Origin of the sequence: Methylobacillus gramineus (assembly GCF_020532675.1) — a bacterium.
GTDB classification, from domain to species: Bacteria; Pseudomonadota; Gammaproteobacteria; order Burkholderiales; family Methylophilaceae; genus Methylobacillus; species Methylobacillus gramineus.
Map to the genome: position 1 here is coordinate 709,735 of NZ_JAJAVE010000003.1, position 16,063 is coordinate 725,797.

Genomic DNA, 16,063 nt, shown 5'->3' on the forward strand with positions numbered 1-16,063 from the left:
TATTTCTATGAAAATTTCAGTATTAGGCGCTGGCGCATGGGGCACGGCATTAGCCCTGCAAATTAGCCGCCAGCACCAGGTTTCATTATGGACGCGTAATCAGGCGCATATCATGGATATGCAGATTACACGCGCCAATATTCAATATCTCGGCGACTTTGCATTTGGTGACCAGCTTGTGGTGGAAGGCGATCTGGCCAAGGCACTGGATGGTGCCGAGCTGATTATTTCTGTGGTACCAACCAATGGTTTCCGCAATACGCTCAAGGAAATTAAAAAGCTAGGCAGCAATGCCCCCGTAATCTGGGCCTCCAAAGGCCTGGAAGCTGCCACTGCCAAGTTACCTCATGAGGTTGCCCAGGATGAGCTCGGCGATAGTCGCCATTGGGGGGTGCTGTCCGGCCCCAGTTTTGCGGCAGAGCTGGTGCGTGGATTGCCCACGGCCGTAACACTGGCCGCCAATGATGCTGAGTTTGCAACGCATGCAGGAGCCTTGCTACATGGAGGTAATTTCCGTGTCTATACCAGCACCGATGTTGCCGGTGTGTCGGTGGGCGGTGCGCTTAAAAATGTGCTGGCGATTGCGGCTGGTATTAGTGATGGCATGCAATGCGGCAATAATGCCCGTGCGGCACTGATTACACGCGGTATGGCCGAAATGACACGCTTTGGTGTGGCATTGGGGGGTGCCAAGGAAACTTTTATGGGGCTCACCGGTGCGGGTGATTTGATACTGACGTGTACCGGTCAGTACTCGCGGAATCGTGAAGTTGGTTTACGCCTTGCGAATGGACAGACCTTGCAGGAAATCCTCCAGACCCTGGGCCATGTGGCTGAAGGTGTACATACTGCGCGGGAGGTGATCAAACGCGCTACTCAGCTTGGGGTGGAAATGCCGATCACCCGTGAAGTTGACCAGGTGCTTTCTCATGGGCGCTCACCGCGTCAGGCCGTGGATAACTTACTGAGTCGAGAACAGAAGTCCGAGTTGCTATAAAAACCAAAAGCACCGAGCAGGTGCTTTTTTAATATCTGCCCTGCCTATAATCCCCCACTGAAATCATGCTGGCGCCAGGCTTCGTACAGCAGAATAGCAGCAGAGTTTGACAGGTTGAGGCTGCGGCTTTCCGGCATCATGGGCAGTCGTACACGGTGTTCTGGGGTGAACTCTGCCCTGATCTCTTCCGGCAGGCCGCGTGTTTCCGGACCAAATACGAATACATCCCCTGGTTCAAAATGAATATCGCTATGTCGGGTGCTACCCTTGGTGGTCATCGCAAACATGCGCCTGCCAGCCAGCACCTGCTTACAGGCAGGCCAGTCGTCATGGATCTGTAACGTGGCATATTCATGGTAATCCAGTCCAGCGCGCTTCAACTGTTTGTCTTCCAGGCTGAAGCCCAGGGGTTTGACCAAGTGCAGCCTTGTGCCACTGTTAGCGCATAGTCTGATGATATTACCGGTATTGGGGGGTATTTCTGGCTGGTATAAAACGATATCGAACATAAGTCAGGGTGTGAAGGTACGGGCAATAACCCAGCATTCTACATGGCTCGCGCCTGCGGCCTTCACTGTTTTTGCCAGTGCATTAAGGCTGGCACCCGTGGTCATCACATCATCAAGCAGGGCAATGCGCATTCCTTGCAGCGTGGGTTCACAGCTGAAAGCGCCATGCATATTCTTGATCCGTGCTTTATAGGGCAGGCTGGCTTGTGGTGGTGTTAGCTTGGTACGAGTACATGAGCTCATATCCAGCGGGAGGTTGAGTCGCTTGCTCATCACCCTCGCGATTTCCATGGATTGATTGAATCCGCGTTCTTGCAGACGTTGTTTGTGCAAGGGCATAGGGATGATGCAGTCTGGCAGTGCTTGTGTGCCAAGCCGCAATGCCAGAAGCGCTCCCCAGGTTTGGGCCAGGGTCAGCATCTGCCTATATTTGTATTGTTGCAACATAGATGAGACCGGATATTGATATTGGAACAGGCTCAGTGTCAGATCAAAATCTGGCGGTGCCTGTATGCATTGTCCACATCGCTGATTGCTCAGACTGGGCAATGCGCATTGTGGGCAGGTATTCTCAATGTGCCATGGCATATCGCCCAGGCAGTCATCGCAGATGGCGACATCGCCAGCATGCCCGCTGGAGCAAAGCAGGCAGAGTTGTGGAAAAAATAACTCCCTTAGAGTGGCGGCCATCATCTGGGTGCCCATCAAACATAAAGCAGATGATGGATTGTAACGTGTTGTCGAGAGTAATGCCTTAAGGGGGCTGATGCTGTGCGTGTTGTAACTGCTAGTGAAGCTTGAATCGCTGCTTAACTCTCCGCCTGTTGTTTGTCATCAATGGTGAAATCTTTCCAGGGTGCTTTGCTGGCTTTGATGAGGGCAGAAATGCCTGCCGGTACTACCACGACAAATCCGATCAGCCAGAGTAGCAGGACAAGATGCAAAGCGTTGCCCAGTAGTGGAATCAATACACCGGCAAAGATCATGCATGCCAGCAGGCACCCTGATATGCCGTAAAAACGATACCCGGCGTATTGCGTGTATTTCCTGACCTGCGGACTGGGATGCTGGATATTGGCTGAATAGACAAAGATGGAAATGCCGATCCAGATAAACAGCACGGGAAAGATAGGCATCAAAGTCATGGCGATGACCGAGCCAATGTTGAATAGCTGTGCGCATCGTTTTTGCGATTTTGCACTAATGGTGGTGGAGCTCATGTGGTTCCCACTTTGATTTCTAGAAGGCGTATGCCGATAGAAATAGTATGGGCGTTATTGATGATTAAAAATAATGAAATATAATTCTATTTAAATTATGTATAACTTATATTAAGTGGTGGGTGACAAGACAAACTCGGTATGCTGAGACCAGTTGGATGGAGCTTCTGTAATTTGCTGCAGGAGTTGCAGGTAACTGACGAGCTCTTGACTGTGAAGGTTGCGTGGATATACCACGTAAATTGGATGGGAGAATTCCGGGGTCTGTGGCACGATCTCCAGGATACCTTCATCCAGGTATTTTTGAACCACCCTGGTTCTGAAATATCCGCTGCCACCGTGCTCCAGAATATGGAAAAGGGCCAGTGGTCCGAGGTTAACCGACATGCTGGATTTCAATTGCCCAGATAATGCTGTGTCGTGTTGCACCCGGAATTCATCACCCCAATCAATGAAGATGTAAGGTTCAGCGGTTTTCTTTGAGCGTATGCATATCAGCTTTTCTTCCAGGATTTCCGTGACCTGCATGCCTGGCCAGTAATCTGGTTGGTGAACCAATGCCGCATCCATGGTACCCGCAACAAGTTGGCTATGCAGGTGTTTGGGGTCGGCTACTATGGTATTGATAAACAATCGGGGATAAGTGGTTTTTAACTTGGATACCCAGGCAAGCAGCAAGGGGTTCCACAGGCTGACTTCACCGCCTATGGTCAATATGCCATTGGTTCCTTCAGGGAAAGGCAGATCGCGACGCGCGGATTCCCAAGTCTGGATAATCTGACTGGCGTATGAAACAAACTTTTCCCCGTTATCGGTGAGTTTGGCACCACTACGGTTTCTGATAAATAACGAGCAACCCAGGTATTCTTCTAGATTCTTGATGCGGATGGTGACCGCTGTCTGTGTCACGTTCAGTTTTTTTGCCGCATTAATAAAACTGCCCGTGCGGGTGATTTCAAGAAACGTGATTAAAAGATTGCTATCCATATATTTTTATAATATTAACTGGATTTAAGATTGGATAATATTATATCTTGGGTCAAAGGCAAGCTTCTGTATGGGGCCAATCAGAGCCATGGCTGGATGCAGATATTATTAATCCATGATGCTTTGCGCTATTACGATATCAATTGATTACTGAAAAATCTGTATCATCAGATGCCTCAAATATGACTATTCGGTGTCCAGAATTTTATTCTCGGCATCTATCTGGTGAATTGAATGCAAGTGATATAACGCTAGCTAAATATGAATTGGCATGCCAAACAGTATGCGAGAAAGTGAAAAATTGGGACTGATGTTGGCTACAGAAATGGAAAAGATAGCGCCATTAAACAGGTAAGAATGGTGACCTGATTTTAGTTCTCAACCACCATCCAAGTTGAATAATTAGAAGTAACTATAATTGCGCTAGTAATTATCCCTTGATTTGATAGATAATACCGGTTCATAAATCCATATATCATTGAGAGGTTAAATGGCTACAACTGATCGTCGTGCAAAACTTCAACAAAAAATTGCAGATCTGCAATCTAAGTTAGAAGCTTTAGAAGCTCCAGCTACTTTGGATTCAAAAAGTGAGGGTATCCCTGAGCTGATTGAAAAATTGAATGAAGTCATCAAGTTGCATAAGGTTGCTGCCCCCGAAGTAATCGAAGTGTTATTGAAAGCCAAGAGAACTGGCTTAACACTCGTTAAAAAATCCTAATGATCATGACCGTGGATCATCACATTTAATTCACGGATTGAGTTTGATACTTAAAGGGCTACAGAGATGTAGCCCTTTATTTTTTGTTGGAACAAGCTGTAGGAATTTCTAATCATCAAGATTGCTTTACGCGTTGTTTTTTATCTGCAGCTGAGTTGAAATTCAGCGTAATAAAATGGGGGAAGTGGTTGCAGATTGCCTTACTCATCAGGTTTACAGATTAAAAATAAGTAGAAACTGATAAGCATTCTATTTTGGCCATAATTTTCAGCAATATTGGAATGTCTTGATATATAAAAAATATAACCTTAGCTTTTGATTGCCACAGCGATACTATTTTTTCAGTAGTGAAAATTGGTGTGCGACCATGCGTGGAGCATTATTTTCAGGCTTCTAGTCTGTTTAAATCAAGGCAAGATGGCTTTGACGATATTTGGGATAGTGGCTGAGACTATCTTTAGCAGTAAGGCCCTGCGGTCAAATATCCCATCTGAAGCTGTGGCATTGCCGTACTAACAGGTGGCGATCAATGTTTTTAATAGGGCTGCAGGTTGGACAATGCCTCCTGCACAATGACAGCGAGCGGTGTAGTGGGTCGTCCAATCAGTGTGCTGAGGCCCTTGCTTTCGCTATAGACATCACCCCCGGCTGCGCCTGTGTCTGCCTGCGCCAGCGTGTTGGCAAGATTCTCGGAGAGCCCATAGGTCACCATAAGGGCCCGATAGTCGGCTTCTGGCATGTCGAGATAAGTCACGGGGACGCCAGCCTGTTTCGATATTTCTGCAGCGACTTCTGCAAGGGTGAAGCTGGTGTCGCCGGCCAGTTCGTAGATGGGTTTGATTACATCCGTCGAAGTGAGTACGGTAGCCGCCGCTTCTGCATAATCGTTGCGACTGGCACCCGAAATACGTCCGTTCTTTGCACAGCCATAGAGTGCGCCGCCTTGCAGAGCATAGCCCGAATTCATGGTGTAGTTCTCGGTATACCAGCCGTGTCGCATGAAAACGTGTGGCACGCCAGATGCCCTGATCATGGCTTCGGTCTCGCGGTCTTCGCTGGCATAGGGAACGCCAGAGGTACCCGCTCTCAGCATGCTGGTATAGGCGATAAGCTTGACTGTGGCGCTGTTTTTTACCGCATCAATCACTGTCTTGTGATGCGTAGTCCTGATCCCCACTTCAGGCCCTGAGATCAGCAATATTTTGTCGATGTCGGCCAATGCTGCTGGCCAATCCCCGGGCTGATTATAGTCAGCCCGGCGTACTGTGATGCCTTGCTGTTGCAGGTCTCTGACTTTCTCTGGATGTCGCACAGCAGCCACGATGTGATGGGCTGGGACTGTTTTTAGCAGATGCCCAATGACTAATCTACCAAGTTGCCCAGCTGCGCCAGTTACTAGAATCATGAAAATCTCCAATCTAAGAAATAGCTATGTCAATGGTGAGGCCGTTGCTAGTGGCTCTTGCCCGCATTGTGTAGAGTTTGTTCGTCTTTCAGGACTTGCCTGTTTCGCCTCCCAGTGCCTAGTGGCGTGAAGCAGGGATGAGTGGTGTCCTCCGTGACGAAGCAACTTTGACAAATTGAAAGTGGCTTCACGAGAATCGATTAAGGATATTATGGTGTCATATGGGGTTAAATGAATCAATATGGATTTATTTGATTTTTTTTAGGTTCTTTGTCTTGGGCGGACTACCCGCCAGCTGATAGACTCATAGACTTAAACGAACCCATCTGGACTCTCATGTGAGTCTTTTTATAACTCGCGATGACGACATGACTATTGAGCTAGATGAAAAACTCACTCGTGCGCTTGCATTAGCCGTTTCCCAACATCCCAGGGCAAATCTGCAGCAGCTCGCGCGCGCTGCAGGGACGAGCAAGGCCACGCTCTACCGCATCTCCCCAACCCGCGAGGGTGTAATTAAGCTGCTGACGGAGCGCTCCAGGCGACACATGCAGCAAGCGCTTGATCAGGCCAGCCTGATGCAACCTCCTTTTGAGGTGGCTCTTCACCGTTTGGCGGAAAACGTAATCGCCGAGCGGGAGCTATATCTATTCTGGACGGCCGCGCTCTGGGTAAACTTGAGTGATGTCAGGGACGAAGCCCCTGAGGGGTATGTGCCATCTTTTTTCAGCAATACTCTTGAGGCGTTTTTCCTGCAAGGACAGAAAGCAGGCGTGTTCAGGATAGACATGCCCGCCCGCTGGTTGGCCAAATCCTATGACTTTCTGTTGTATGCCGCCATAGAGTCGGTTCAGCGAGGTGAGATTGCGACACTGGGTATGTCGGAGATGGTGAACAAGATGTTTATGCGGGGAGCAGGTGCTGATTCTTCCGATCGCGCTGACGTATAAGCAAACTTTGGAAGGCGCTAAACCAAGCAAATGTGATCTGTGCTTATCAAACTCGTAGTGGTGGTCAACAAGTAGCTCAATGAGGACTCATCCGACTCAGCGCAGAAATTGCCTGGAGGTTTTAAGCGCTTCAAAGCCGATTTTGTAAAGCTTCTCAGCCGTTTCCCATTGATTATCCGAGCAATAATTGCTCCAGAATAAGCTGCAGAAAATGCCATCAAGCAAGGTCTGGAAGTAGAGGGCTGCCATATATGGGTCGGTATTTGTTGCCAGCTCATTCGCCGCTATGGCCTGGTTAATACAGCGTTTCACTCTTCCAAAGTGTGTCTGTTCCCACGCCACCCTTTGTTCAATTAGCTCTGGCGTATCATCATTACGGATGTACAAAATTAACAACACTCTTTGTACTGCACCTGGATCAACTGATAAATGCAGATGTTGCAGGCCCAGTCGATATAAGTATTGAAGGTGTGATTCCTCTTCCAGTTTCTCAATAATCTGGATCGTGTCGAGGGTACGGCTCACCATGGCAGTAGCTACTTCCACCTTGCCTTTGTAATGCCCGTATACAGCGCCTCTAGAGACATTCGCTGCATCAGCGATATCTGCCATCGTGGTATAGCTCATGCCTTTTTTGAATATCACTGATTCAGCTGCATCCAAAATCGCCTCTCTGGTGAGCTGTGAATCTTCTTTGGTTTTTCTTGCCACGATTGCGATCAATCCCATGAAAAAGTAAAGGGATTGTACCAATATTTATTTAATCATTCATGATTGATTGTAATTATTGTTTCAGGCAGAATGCTGTTCTGTATGTTCAGCCAACCCTTTGGATCGAGAATTCAATGCCTTATTGCAGCCGCATGATTGGAGCCACCTCTTTTATTATCGCCAGCCTTGTTCTTGGAGGCTGTAGCCAGAACTCAGCGCCGAATGCAGCAGGAGAGGAAGTGCCTGAAGTGTCTGTAATCCAAACAGTTGTTACCCCCTCTGTCCTGGCAGTTGAGTTGCCAGGAAGGCTGGAAGCGTATCGGCAGGCTGAGGTGCGCGCTCGGGTGGCAGGGATAGTGACTGAACGGCTATACACGGAGGGCCAGGACGTTAAAAAAGGGACACCGCTTTTCTTGATTAATCCTGAGTTGCTCACTGCCGCAAAAGACCAGGCAGCAGGTGCATTGGCAAAAGCAGAAGCCAGTCATGCCAATGCGTTGGATAAACTACGGCGATACAAGGACTTGGCGACAGATCATTCTATTAGTGATCGCGATTATCAGGCAGCCATTTCTGAGGAAATGCAGGCAAAGGCCGAATGGCTGACGGCAAAGGCCCAGCTTGATAAAGCTCGGCTTGATCTGGGATATTCAAAAGTGACCTCACCGATTGATGGTCGTGCCAGGCGTGCATTGGTGACTGAAGGGGCTTTAGTCGGGCAGGATGCGCCGACACCCCTGACGACGGTGGAGCAGATTGATCCTATCTACGTCAACTTTTCTCAGCCTGCGGCCGAGGTGATGGCGATGCAACGTGCGATCAAGTCGGGCAAGGTTGAAGGGGTGGCACTCAAGAATGTGAAAGTGGATTTAGTATTTCCCGATGGGAGCAAATACAGCAAGCCCGGCAAATTATTTTTCTCTGATCTGGCTGTAGATACCAATACCGACACAGTGGCGATGCGTGCTTTGTTTGACAACCCTGAGCGCGAGTTATTACCGGGAGCTTATGTGCAGGTGCGCCTGGAGCAGGCAGTGAACAATCACACGGTGCGTGTACCTCGAGATACGCTGATTCGTACCGCAGGTGGTGCCAGTGTGATGGTTGTCAATGCAGAAAGTAAAGTGGAGGCGGTTGAAGTCACCGCCAATAGCCTGCAAGGTAATGACTGGATTGTAACCAAGGGGTTGGCAGGTGGCGAGCGTGTGATTACTACCAATCCTGGCATGCTGGCACCAGGGACTCAGGTCAAAATTACAGCTGAAAAAGCTGCCGCATCCAATCACCCATAAATTTTTTGAACTGAGAACCTCATGGCCAGTTTTTTCATTCAACGCCCAGTCTTTGCCTGGGTGATTTCGCTACTGATCATCATGGCAGGCTTGCTGGCCATTCGCGGTCTGCCAGTAGCGCAATATCCTGATATTGCGCCTCCCGTTGTGAATGTCAGCGCGTCATATCCGGGTGCTTCAGCACGTGTGGTTGAAGAAACCGTGACGGCTGTGATAGAGCGTGAAATGAATGGCGCACCGCGATTGATGTATACCTCAGCCAGCAGCAGCCCCGGATCTGCCTCTTTAAGCCTGACTTTCAAGCAGGGGACCAATCCGGATTTGGCCGCGGTTGAAGTGCAAAACCGCCTCAAAACTGTTGAAGCACGATTGCCAGAAGTGGTGCGACGTAACGGTATCTCCATTGAAAAGTCTGCAGATACCATTCAGCTTGTGGTCTCCATTACCTCTGAAAACAATCGTTTGAGCGAGATCGAACTGGGAGAGATTGCCTCTGCGAACATCCTGCAAGCCTTACGGCGGGTTGAGGGGGTAGGTAAAGTCCAGTCATTCAGTCCTGAGTACGCCATGCGTATCTGGCCAGACCCAGCAAAGCTCACATCACTCAACTTATCTACTTCAGATATCGCCTCTGCCATCCGCAGCCACAATGCGCGCGTGACAGTGGGAGAAATTGGTAACCGGGGAGTGCCGGAACATGCGCCTATCAGTGCCAATATCATGGCCGATGCTGCGCTTACTACACCGGCGGATTTTGAGAATATCCCGCTCCGCACAAAAGCCGATGGCTCGGCCATTATCCTTAAAGATGTCGCGCGCGTTGAATATGGCGGTAGCGATTACAGTGTGGCCTCTCGGGTGAATGGTAAGAATGCGGCTGGTTTGGCGGTGAAAATGTCGCCTGGTTCCAATGCCGTGGCCACGGTTAAACGGATCACGGCCACCATGGATGAACTGAGTCGCTACTTTCCCGCTGGCGTGACGTATCAAATTCCCTACGACACCTCCGCTTTTGTTTCCATCTCAATTGAAAAGGTGGTGCACACGCTGCTTGAGGCCATTCTGCTAGTGTTCCTGGTGATGTACCTCTTCATGCAGAATGTGCGTGCGACACTGATCCCAACGATTGTGGTGCCGATTGCCCTGCTCGGGACCTTTGCCGTGATGTATGCGCTGGGGTTCTCCATCAATGTGTTGACCATGTTTGGTATGGTGCTGGCGATTGGTATCGTCGTGGATGATGCCATTGTGGTGGTGGAGAATGTTGAGCGCCTCATGGTGGAAGAGGGCCTGTCGCCTTATCAGGCCACGATCAAGGCTATGAAGCAGATTAGTGGTGCCATTATCGGCATTACCGTGGTGTTGACATCGGTGTTCCTGCCGATGGCATTTTTCAGTGGTGCTGTGGGGAATATCTATCGTCAATTTGCGCTGGCACTGGCAGTTTCAATTGCGTTCTCCGCGTTCCTGGCATTGTCATTAACACCGGCCCTGTGTGCCACTTTGCTCAAGCCTGCAGATAAGGATCACCACGAGAAGACAGGGTTTTTTGGCTGGTTTAACCGCACGTTTGTCTCGCTTAGTAACCGGTATCAAATTCGGGTCGGGAACATCCTGAAGCGCCCGATTCGCTGGCTGATAGTGTATGGCGCTCTTGTCGCGGTGGTCGCTCTCATGTTTGTGCGATTGCCTACGGCATTCCTGCCAGACGAAGACCAGGGGAATTTCATGGTCATGGTCATGTTGCCTCAAGGCGCTACCATGACCGAGACCCAGGCTGCATTGGGTGAGGTGAGCAAATACTTAGTCGAGAATGAGCCGGTTAAATATTCATACGAGGTAGGTGGTTTCAGTATTTACGGCAGCGGATCCAGTAGCGGGATGATCTTTGCCACACTGAATGACTGGAGTGAGCGCAAGAGCGCCGATCAGCATGTGAAAGCGATTGTAGATCGATTGAATGGTCATTTTTATGGCAGAAATAATCTGACAGTGTTTGCGATTAATACACCGCCATTGCCTGAATTGGGTTCTTCCAACGGGTTTGATCTTCGTCTGCAAGATAGGGCAAGCGTGGGTTTGCAGGCCTTGTCTGAGGCGCGCGGAAAACTGCTGGAGCAGGGGAGCAAGAGTCCAGTCCTGACCAATCTCATGTTTGCAGGTCTGGGTGATGCGCCGATTATCAGTCTTGATATTGATAGGCGCAAAGCCATGACGCTGGGCGTGTCCATGGATGAGATCAATGCTACTTTGGCCACCATGTTTGGTTCTGACTATATCGGCGACTTCATGCATGGTACGCAGATTCGTCGCGTGATTGTGCAAGCTGATGGCAAAAATCGTCTGGAGCTCGATGATGTAAGAAAGCTGAGAGTGAGAAGCAGCAATGGCAACCTGGTGCCTTTGGCATCCTTCGTGACCATGGAGTGGACCATGGGGCCACCGCAGTTGACACGCTATAACGGCTTTCCTTCATTCACCATCAACGGCAATGCAGCCCCTGGATATAGCAGCGGTGAAGCGATGAGTGAAATTGAGAGGATTGCTTCCAGCCTGAAAACCGGCGTAGGGTTTGACTGGTCTGGCCAGTCTTATGAAGAGCGTATTTCTGGCTCTCAAGCACCGATATTGTTTGGTTTGTCCATCCTTGTGGTTTTCCTTGCATTGGCAGCACTCTATGAAAGCTGGCTGATCCCGTTTTCCGTCATCCTGGTGGTTCCTTTGGGGGTGCTGGGAGCTTTGCTGGGCGTCACTTTCAGGGATATGCCTAACGATATCTATTTCAAGGTTGGCTTGATCGCCACCATTGGACTGTCTGCCAAGAATGCCATCCTGATTGTGGAGTTTGCCAAGGATAAGTTTGAGGAAGGCATGAGTATTCTGGATGCCACACTGGAAGCCGCGCGTTTGCGCTTGCGCCCGATTATCATGACCTCGCTTGCTTTTGGTGTGGGTGTGCTGCCGCTGGCTATTGCAACAGGGGCGGCATCTGGCGCGCAAACCGCGATTGGTACTGGCGTATTGGGCGGCATCATCACGGCCACCGTGCTTGCCGTGTTCTTTGTGCCTTTATTTTTTGCCACGGTTGGTCATTACCTTAAACGACCACAACAACATCAGGGGGGTGAATCTCAATGAGTTACTTACTCAAGCCCAGTCTATTGGTCATGTCGATGGCCCTGGCGGCATGCTCCTTGAACCCGGATTATGCGCGTCCGAATGCACCTATCCCAGCCAGTTATCCAGTGACGACAGAAGCCGAGGCAGCGACTGCCCCCAATAGTTGGCAGCAATACTTTACTGAGCCAGAACTGCAGCGGGTGATAGCAGTGGCGCTGGAAAACAACCGGGATTTACGCATTACAGCTTTGCGGATTGAAGAGGCCAGGGCGCAATATGGCATCCAGCGGGCTGATCGCTTGCCTGCGGTGAATGGCACGCTCAGCTATGAACGAAGCAAAACCATCTTTGCCCAAGGGCAGACATTTGAAGCTGATATGTATCGGGTGGGCTTGGGGATCAGCGATTTTGAGCTGGATTTCTTTGGTCGTGTCAAAAGCCTGTCAACGGCCGCACTGGAAGAATACTTTGCTACCGAAGAGGCCAAGCAAACCGCCAGGACCAGCCTGATCGCGGAAGTGGCGGTCGCTTACCTTAATGTACGTACACTGACAGAGCGGCAAGCTATTGCCCAGGATACCCTGGCATCGCGTGAGGTCAGTCTTGCACGTATTCAACGCCGCTTCAATGCCGGCATTGATACGGCGATTGATCTGAAAACTGCTGAAGTGCAGCAGGAAGCCACGCGAGCCAGCCTGGCTGCATTACGGCGAGAGCAATTGCAGGCAGTGAATGCACTAGTCTTGCTGGTGGGCGATCAAAACCTTCACATTGCTTCGGATGAACCTCTGGATACGCTCAACTTTGCCGCACTACCGATAGGCCTGCCATCGGAGTTGATTGAACGCCGACCAGACATTCGCGCTGCAGAGCACAAGCTGCTGGCCGCCAATGCCAATATAGGTGCCGCTCGTGCGGCGTTTTTCCCACGGGTGCAGCTGACCACCAATATTGGCCTGGTGAATGAGCACTTCTCCAAATTGTTCAGTGGTAGCAGTAGCCGGGCCTGGGCATTCACGCCTCAGCTGACCCTGCCCATATTCAACCATGGCCGCAACCAGGCCAATCTTGATCTCGTCAGTGTACGCAAGAACATCAGCGTGGCCGAATATGAGAAAACAATCCAGATCGCCTTTAGTGAGGTGTCAGATGTGTTGTTAGCCAGAACCCAGCTTGAAGAGGAGATTGCGGCCCAGAGCAAAGTGACTGCCGGGGAACGCGAACGCCTGAGGCTAGCTACACGCCGCTATGACATGGGAATATCCAGTTATCTCGAGTTGTTGGATGCACAGCGCAGCCTGTTTGATTCTGAGCAAATGTTGGTACAGCTCAAGCAGTTATCACTGAGCAACAGTATCAACCTGTTCAAGGTGCTCGGTGGGGAATGGAAGGTTTAGTATTCGCGGAAGAGCCTAATCAAGGGTAGTCCTAAGTATTACCACTTGATAAACACTATATACACTATCAATATTAAGCAGTAGTCACTATGTGATGTAACGCATTAACCTGACAAAAGTGTTTGTCAGGCATTAGAGAAATCAAAATTCTTTGTGGGATGGTTTTTGATTCACACCAAGATAGGTCAATGCTTTTTCAAGCGCATCTTGTGCAAACTTGATGCCGGCATCCAATGCTTGGTCAGCAGTTTTGTAAATATGTAATCGCTCATGAGGCGTGCCAATTTCATGACCTTCGATAAGCGCAAGCCATTTATGACCTCCATTCACCTTGGTGGTCACTACCTGAAATTCATGATGCTTGTAAAAAACTAAGACCGACATGGTGGATCCTTTTTAGGTATTCAAGTGTTAATAGGAAGACTTCAATAGGTTCTCATGGTTCCATTGGATATGATGGAGGTAGTTTTTTCTGCCGGATGAGTGACGAGCTAGCATTGCTTAAACGGGATCGATATATTCATATCGATTGACTGAGTAAGGCAGTGCAGGCATTAAGGGTTTTGATTTTGGATATTGCGGTCTAAGACCTGATTGGATGCACCCATGGCTTGATCAATTTCTGCTTTCGCAAATGCCAAACCTGCCTCCATCGCCTCATGCGTTGTGCTGAAAACATGGATTGCTTCATAAGAGGGTAATACGACCTCCCCATTAATGAAGATGATCCATTTATAGCCACCATCTCCTTTACTGATAAGGACTTGAACCTGGTGAGATTGATAATTAAACACCGACATTCCTGATCCTATTAGAAATTTTCTGATATCCACAGCATTTGTGCCATCACCAATCTTCAGTTGACACCTGGCTGGGACAATATTGCTTCAATGGTCGCTTTTGCAAACTCAAGCCCAGCATCCATCGCATGATGAGCGATGGGGTAGACATTCCCTCTTTCACTAGGGGTTCCAAGCGAATGCCCATTAATCAGTACGATCCACTGATGTCCCCCCTCCACTATTGTTGCAAGCACTTGAACATAGTGAGACTTATAATTGAAAGCTGCCATTTCCTGTCCTGATGAGAGTCTTATTAAAATTATTAACTTCCTTTTATCCTCTCCAAAACAGGGTGTCTATGTGATATCACATCTATTCAATTTATTTCTAATGGGAAGTGGTTGCCTGGAAATAGACAATCACTGAAATTTTTAGAAAATCCTGAATGCATGAGCGCCACACAATAAAGAGATGATTAATTTTTAATCTGTTGTCAATGATTGTTGTGTTGTTGGTTGACAGGATATAATCCGCTTTTGATCCCACTTTCAAATAATGGCTACCAAAATCATTTCAGCTAGGCAGCAGATGCGGGCGGCACAAAGCTTTCCCTTCTTTTCCAGCATCGCGGTGATGGTGCCGGTGTTGATCCCCATCTGGATCGCAGCCTCGATATTTACCTATGCCTCGATGGCGCAACATCCCTGTACCCGAGTCTGTGAATATCTGGTGCCTGCGGGCTACCGCTTTTATGGCTTGTTAGGCACATGGGTCGTGGTGTTGAATTTCAGCTCTAACATGGCAGGTTGGGTCGGCGGTGGACTGAATCTGGCGATCATTATCTGGATTATCAGCATTCTCGTCATTGTGCCTTTGGGCATACGTGACATCCTGCGGGCCAAGAGAGAGCCATGGCAGGAAATTACCATAGAAACAACGGAATAAAGGAAGACACCCTATGCTTGAATCAGTGATTGATATTCGCGGCCTGGACGGCAGCGAACGCGCCAAAGTAGCTGCACGTGAAGAAGCCCCCCAGCGCTGGAGTGTGGATGACATTGTGGGCTTGTTCGAGTTGCCTTTCAGCGATTTGATGCACAGGGCGCAAACAGTACATCGCGAGAATTTTGACCCGAATGGGGTGCAGGTCAGTACCTTGCTGTCTATCAAGACAGGTGGCTGTTCTGAAGATTGCGGTTATTGTCCGCAGGCAGCGCGTTACCACACTGATGTGGAAAAGCAGGACTTGATGCAGTTGGAAGAAGTGCTGGAAGCCGCTCGTGCCGCCAAGGAAAATGGTGCCAGCCGTTTCTGTATGGGGGCCGCCTGGCGCAGCCCCAAGCAGCGAGATCTTGAACCTGTACTGAAAATGATTCAGGAAGTGAAAGCTATGGGGCTGGAAACATGTGCCACGCTGGGCATGCTTAAGGAAGGGCAGGCCGAGCAGTTGAAAGATGCAGGCCTGGATTACTACAACCATAATCTGGATACTGCACCGGAATATTACGGTGACGTGATTACTACCCGTACCTATCAGGATCGGCTGGATACGCTGGAGCGAGTGCGTGAGCAGGATATCAATGTCTGCTGCGGCGGGATTATCGGCATGGGTGAATCGCGCAACCAGCGCGCTGGCTTGCTGGCTCAGCTGGCCAATATGGAACGTCCTCCGGAGAGTGTGCCAATCAACCTGTTGACTCAAGTGGAAGGTACTCCCCTGTACGGCATTGATGAACTGGATCCATTTGAGTTCGTGCGTACGATTGCAGCAGCCCGCATCACCATGCCGCAAAGTTTTGTCCGGCTTTCTGCGGGTCGTCAAAGCATGCATGAGGGTATACAGGCTCTCTGCTTCCTGGCGGGTGCCAATTCGATTTTCTACGGTGAAAAACTGCTGACGACGGGTAACCCGGAAGCGGTGGCAGACAAGCAGCTGTTTGGTAAGCTGGGCATACATCCCCTCTGATTGTTT

At 49.5% G+C, this 16,063-nt stretch carries 17 protein-coding genes; 8 read left to right on the top strand and 9 right to left on the bottom strand.

What is annotated here, in order from left to right; all coding sequences use genetic code 11:
- Positions 1-7: 7 nt before the first annotated feature.
- The gene (locus tag LG201_RS13835; RefSeq protein WP_226772788.1) at positions 8-997 is read left to right on the top strand and encodes an NAD(P)H-dependent glycerol-3-phosphate dehydrogenase; all 990 of its coding nucleotides are present in this window, start codon (positions 8-10) and stop codon (positions 995-997) included.
- 44 nt (positions 998-1,041) lie between these two features.
- Here LG201_RS13835 and trmL read toward each other — a convergent pair whose 3' ends face one another.
- From trmL to LG201_RS13855, 4 genes are all read right to left on the bottom strand, one after another.
- Positions 1,042-1,506, bottom strand: coding sequence for a tRNA (uridine(34)/cytosine(34)/5-carboxymethylaminomethyluridine(34)-2'-O)-methyltransferase TrmL (trmL, locus tag LG201_RS13840; protein ID WP_226772789.1), 465 nt, complete (start codon positions 1,504-1,506; stop codon positions 1,042-1,044).
- A 3-nt stretch (positions 1,507-1,509) separates the two neighbouring features.
- On the bottom strand, positions 1,510-2,199 hold the full coding sequence (locus LG201_RS13845) for a ComF family protein (protein WP_226772790.1): 690 nt from the start codon (positions 2,197-2,199) through the stop codon (positions 1,510-1,512).
- Between the two features lie 116 nt (positions 2,200-2,315).
- Positions 2,316-2,726: a hypothetical protein gene (locus LG201_RS13850; RefSeq protein ID WP_226772791.1), complete on the bottom strand. Its 411-nt coding sequence runs from the start codon at positions 2,724-2,726 to the stop codon at positions 2,316-2,318.
- A gap of 111 nt (positions 2,727-2,837) precedes the next feature.
- The gene (locus LG201_RS13855) at positions 2,838-3,713 is read right to left on the bottom strand and encodes a LysR family transcriptional regulator (protein WP_226772792.1); all 876 of its coding nucleotides are present in this window, start codon (positions 3,711-3,713) and stop codon (positions 2,838-2,840) included.
- Positions 3,714-4,203: 490 nt separating this feature from the next.
- On the opposite strand from LG201_RS13855, the gene LG201_RS13860 reads away from it, so the two are divergent.
- A complete protein-coding gene (locus LG201_RS13860; RefSeq protein WP_226772793.1) occupies positions 4,204-4,434 on the top strand; it encodes a hypothetical protein in 231 nt (76 codons plus the stop codon).
- Positions 4,435-4,969: 535 nt separating this feature from the next.
- Here LG201_RS13860 and LG201_RS13865 read toward each other — a convergent pair.
- A complete protein-coding gene (locus tag LG201_RS13865) occupies positions 4,970-5,839 on the bottom strand; it encodes an SDR family oxidoreductase (RefSeq protein ID WP_226772794.1) in 870 nt (289 codons plus the stop codon).
- 338 nt (positions 5,840-6,177) lie between these two features.
- Between LG201_RS13865 and LG201_RS13870 the strand changes: the two genes are divergently transcribed.
- On the top strand, positions 6,178-6,789 hold the full coding sequence (locus LG201_RS13870) for a hypothetical protein (RefSeq protein ID WP_226772795.1): 612 nt from the start codon (positions 6,178-6,180) through the stop codon (positions 6,787-6,789).
- Between the two features lie 96 nt (positions 6,790-6,885).
- Here LG201_RS13870 and LG201_RS13875 read toward each other — a convergent pair whose 3' ends face one another.
- On the bottom strand, positions 6,886-7,500 hold the full coding sequence (locus LG201_RS13875) for a TetR/AcrR family transcriptional regulator (RefSeq protein WP_226772796.1): 615 nt from the start codon (positions 7,498-7,500) through the stop codon (positions 6,886-6,888).
- A gap of 152 nt (positions 7,501-7,652) precedes the next feature.
- On the opposite strand from LG201_RS13875, the gene LG201_RS13880 reads away from it, so the two are divergent.
- From LG201_RS13880 to LG201_RS13890, 3 genes are read left to right on the top strand one after another with little or no spacing between them, the layout of a single operon-like run.
- Positions 7,653-8,792, top strand: a complete 1,140-nt coding sequence (locus tag LG201_RS13880; protein ID WP_226772797.1) for a MexX/AxyX family multidrug efflux RND transporter periplasmic adaptor subunit — start codon at positions 7,653-7,655, stop codon at positions 8,790-8,792.
- A 21-nt stretch (positions 8,793-8,813) separates the two neighbouring features.
- A complete protein-coding gene (locus tag LG201_RS13885) occupies positions 8,814-11,930 on the top strand; it encodes a multidrug efflux RND transporter permease subunit (protein ID WP_226772798.1) in 3,117 nt (1,038 codons plus the stop codon).
- Positions 11,927-13,309: an efflux transporter outer membrane subunit gene (locus tag LG201_RS13890; RefSeq protein ID WP_226772799.1), complete on the top strand. Its 1,383-nt coding sequence runs from the start codon at positions 11,927-11,929 to the stop codon at positions 13,307-13,309. The genes LG201_RS13885 and LG201_RS13890 overlap by 4 nt, the downstream gene beginning before the upstream one ends.
- Positions 13,310-13,450: 141 nt before the next feature.
- Here LG201_RS13890 and LG201_RS13895 read toward each other — a convergent pair whose 3' ends face one another.
- The 3 genes from LG201_RS13895 to LG201_RS13905 form a co-directional block, all read right to left on the bottom strand.
- Positions 13,451-13,693 carry a hypothetical protein gene (locus tag LG201_RS13895; RefSeq protein ID WP_226772800.1) on the bottom strand — a complete coding sequence of 81 codons (243 nt, stop codon included), beginning with the start codon at positions 13,691-13,693 and terminating at the stop codon, positions 13,451-13,453.
- Between the two features lie 170 nt (positions 13,694-13,863).
- Positions 13,864-14,109 carry a hypothetical protein gene (locus tag LG201_RS13900; RefSeq protein ID WP_226772801.1) on the bottom strand — a complete coding sequence of 82 codons (246 nt, stop codon included), beginning with the start codon at positions 14,107-14,109 and terminating at the stop codon, positions 13,864-13,866.
- Between the two features lie 56 nt (positions 14,110-14,165).
- Positions 14,166-14,381 carry a hypothetical protein gene (locus tag LG201_RS13905; protein WP_226772802.1) on the bottom strand — a complete coding sequence of 72 codons (216 nt, stop codon included), beginning with the start codon at positions 14,379-14,381 and terminating at the stop codon, positions 14,166-14,168.
- Positions 14,382-14,646: 265 nt separating this feature from the next.
- On the opposite strand from LG201_RS13905, the gene LG201_RS13910 reads away from it, so the two are divergent.
- Together LG201_RS13910 and bioB are read left to right on the top strand one after the other, a co-directional pair.
- Entirely contained in the window at positions 14,647-15,036 is a 390-nt protein-coding gene (locus tag LG201_RS13910) for a hypothetical protein (RefSeq protein WP_226772803.1), read from the top strand.
- Between the two features lie 13 nt (positions 15,037-15,049).
- Positions 15,050-16,057 carry a biotin synthase BioB gene (bioB, locus tag LG201_RS13915; protein WP_226772804.1) on the top strand — a complete coding sequence of 336 codons (1,008 nt, stop codon included), beginning with the start codon at positions 15,050-15,052 and terminating at the stop codon, positions 16,055-16,057.
- Positions 16,058-16,063: the final 6 nt, after the last annotated feature.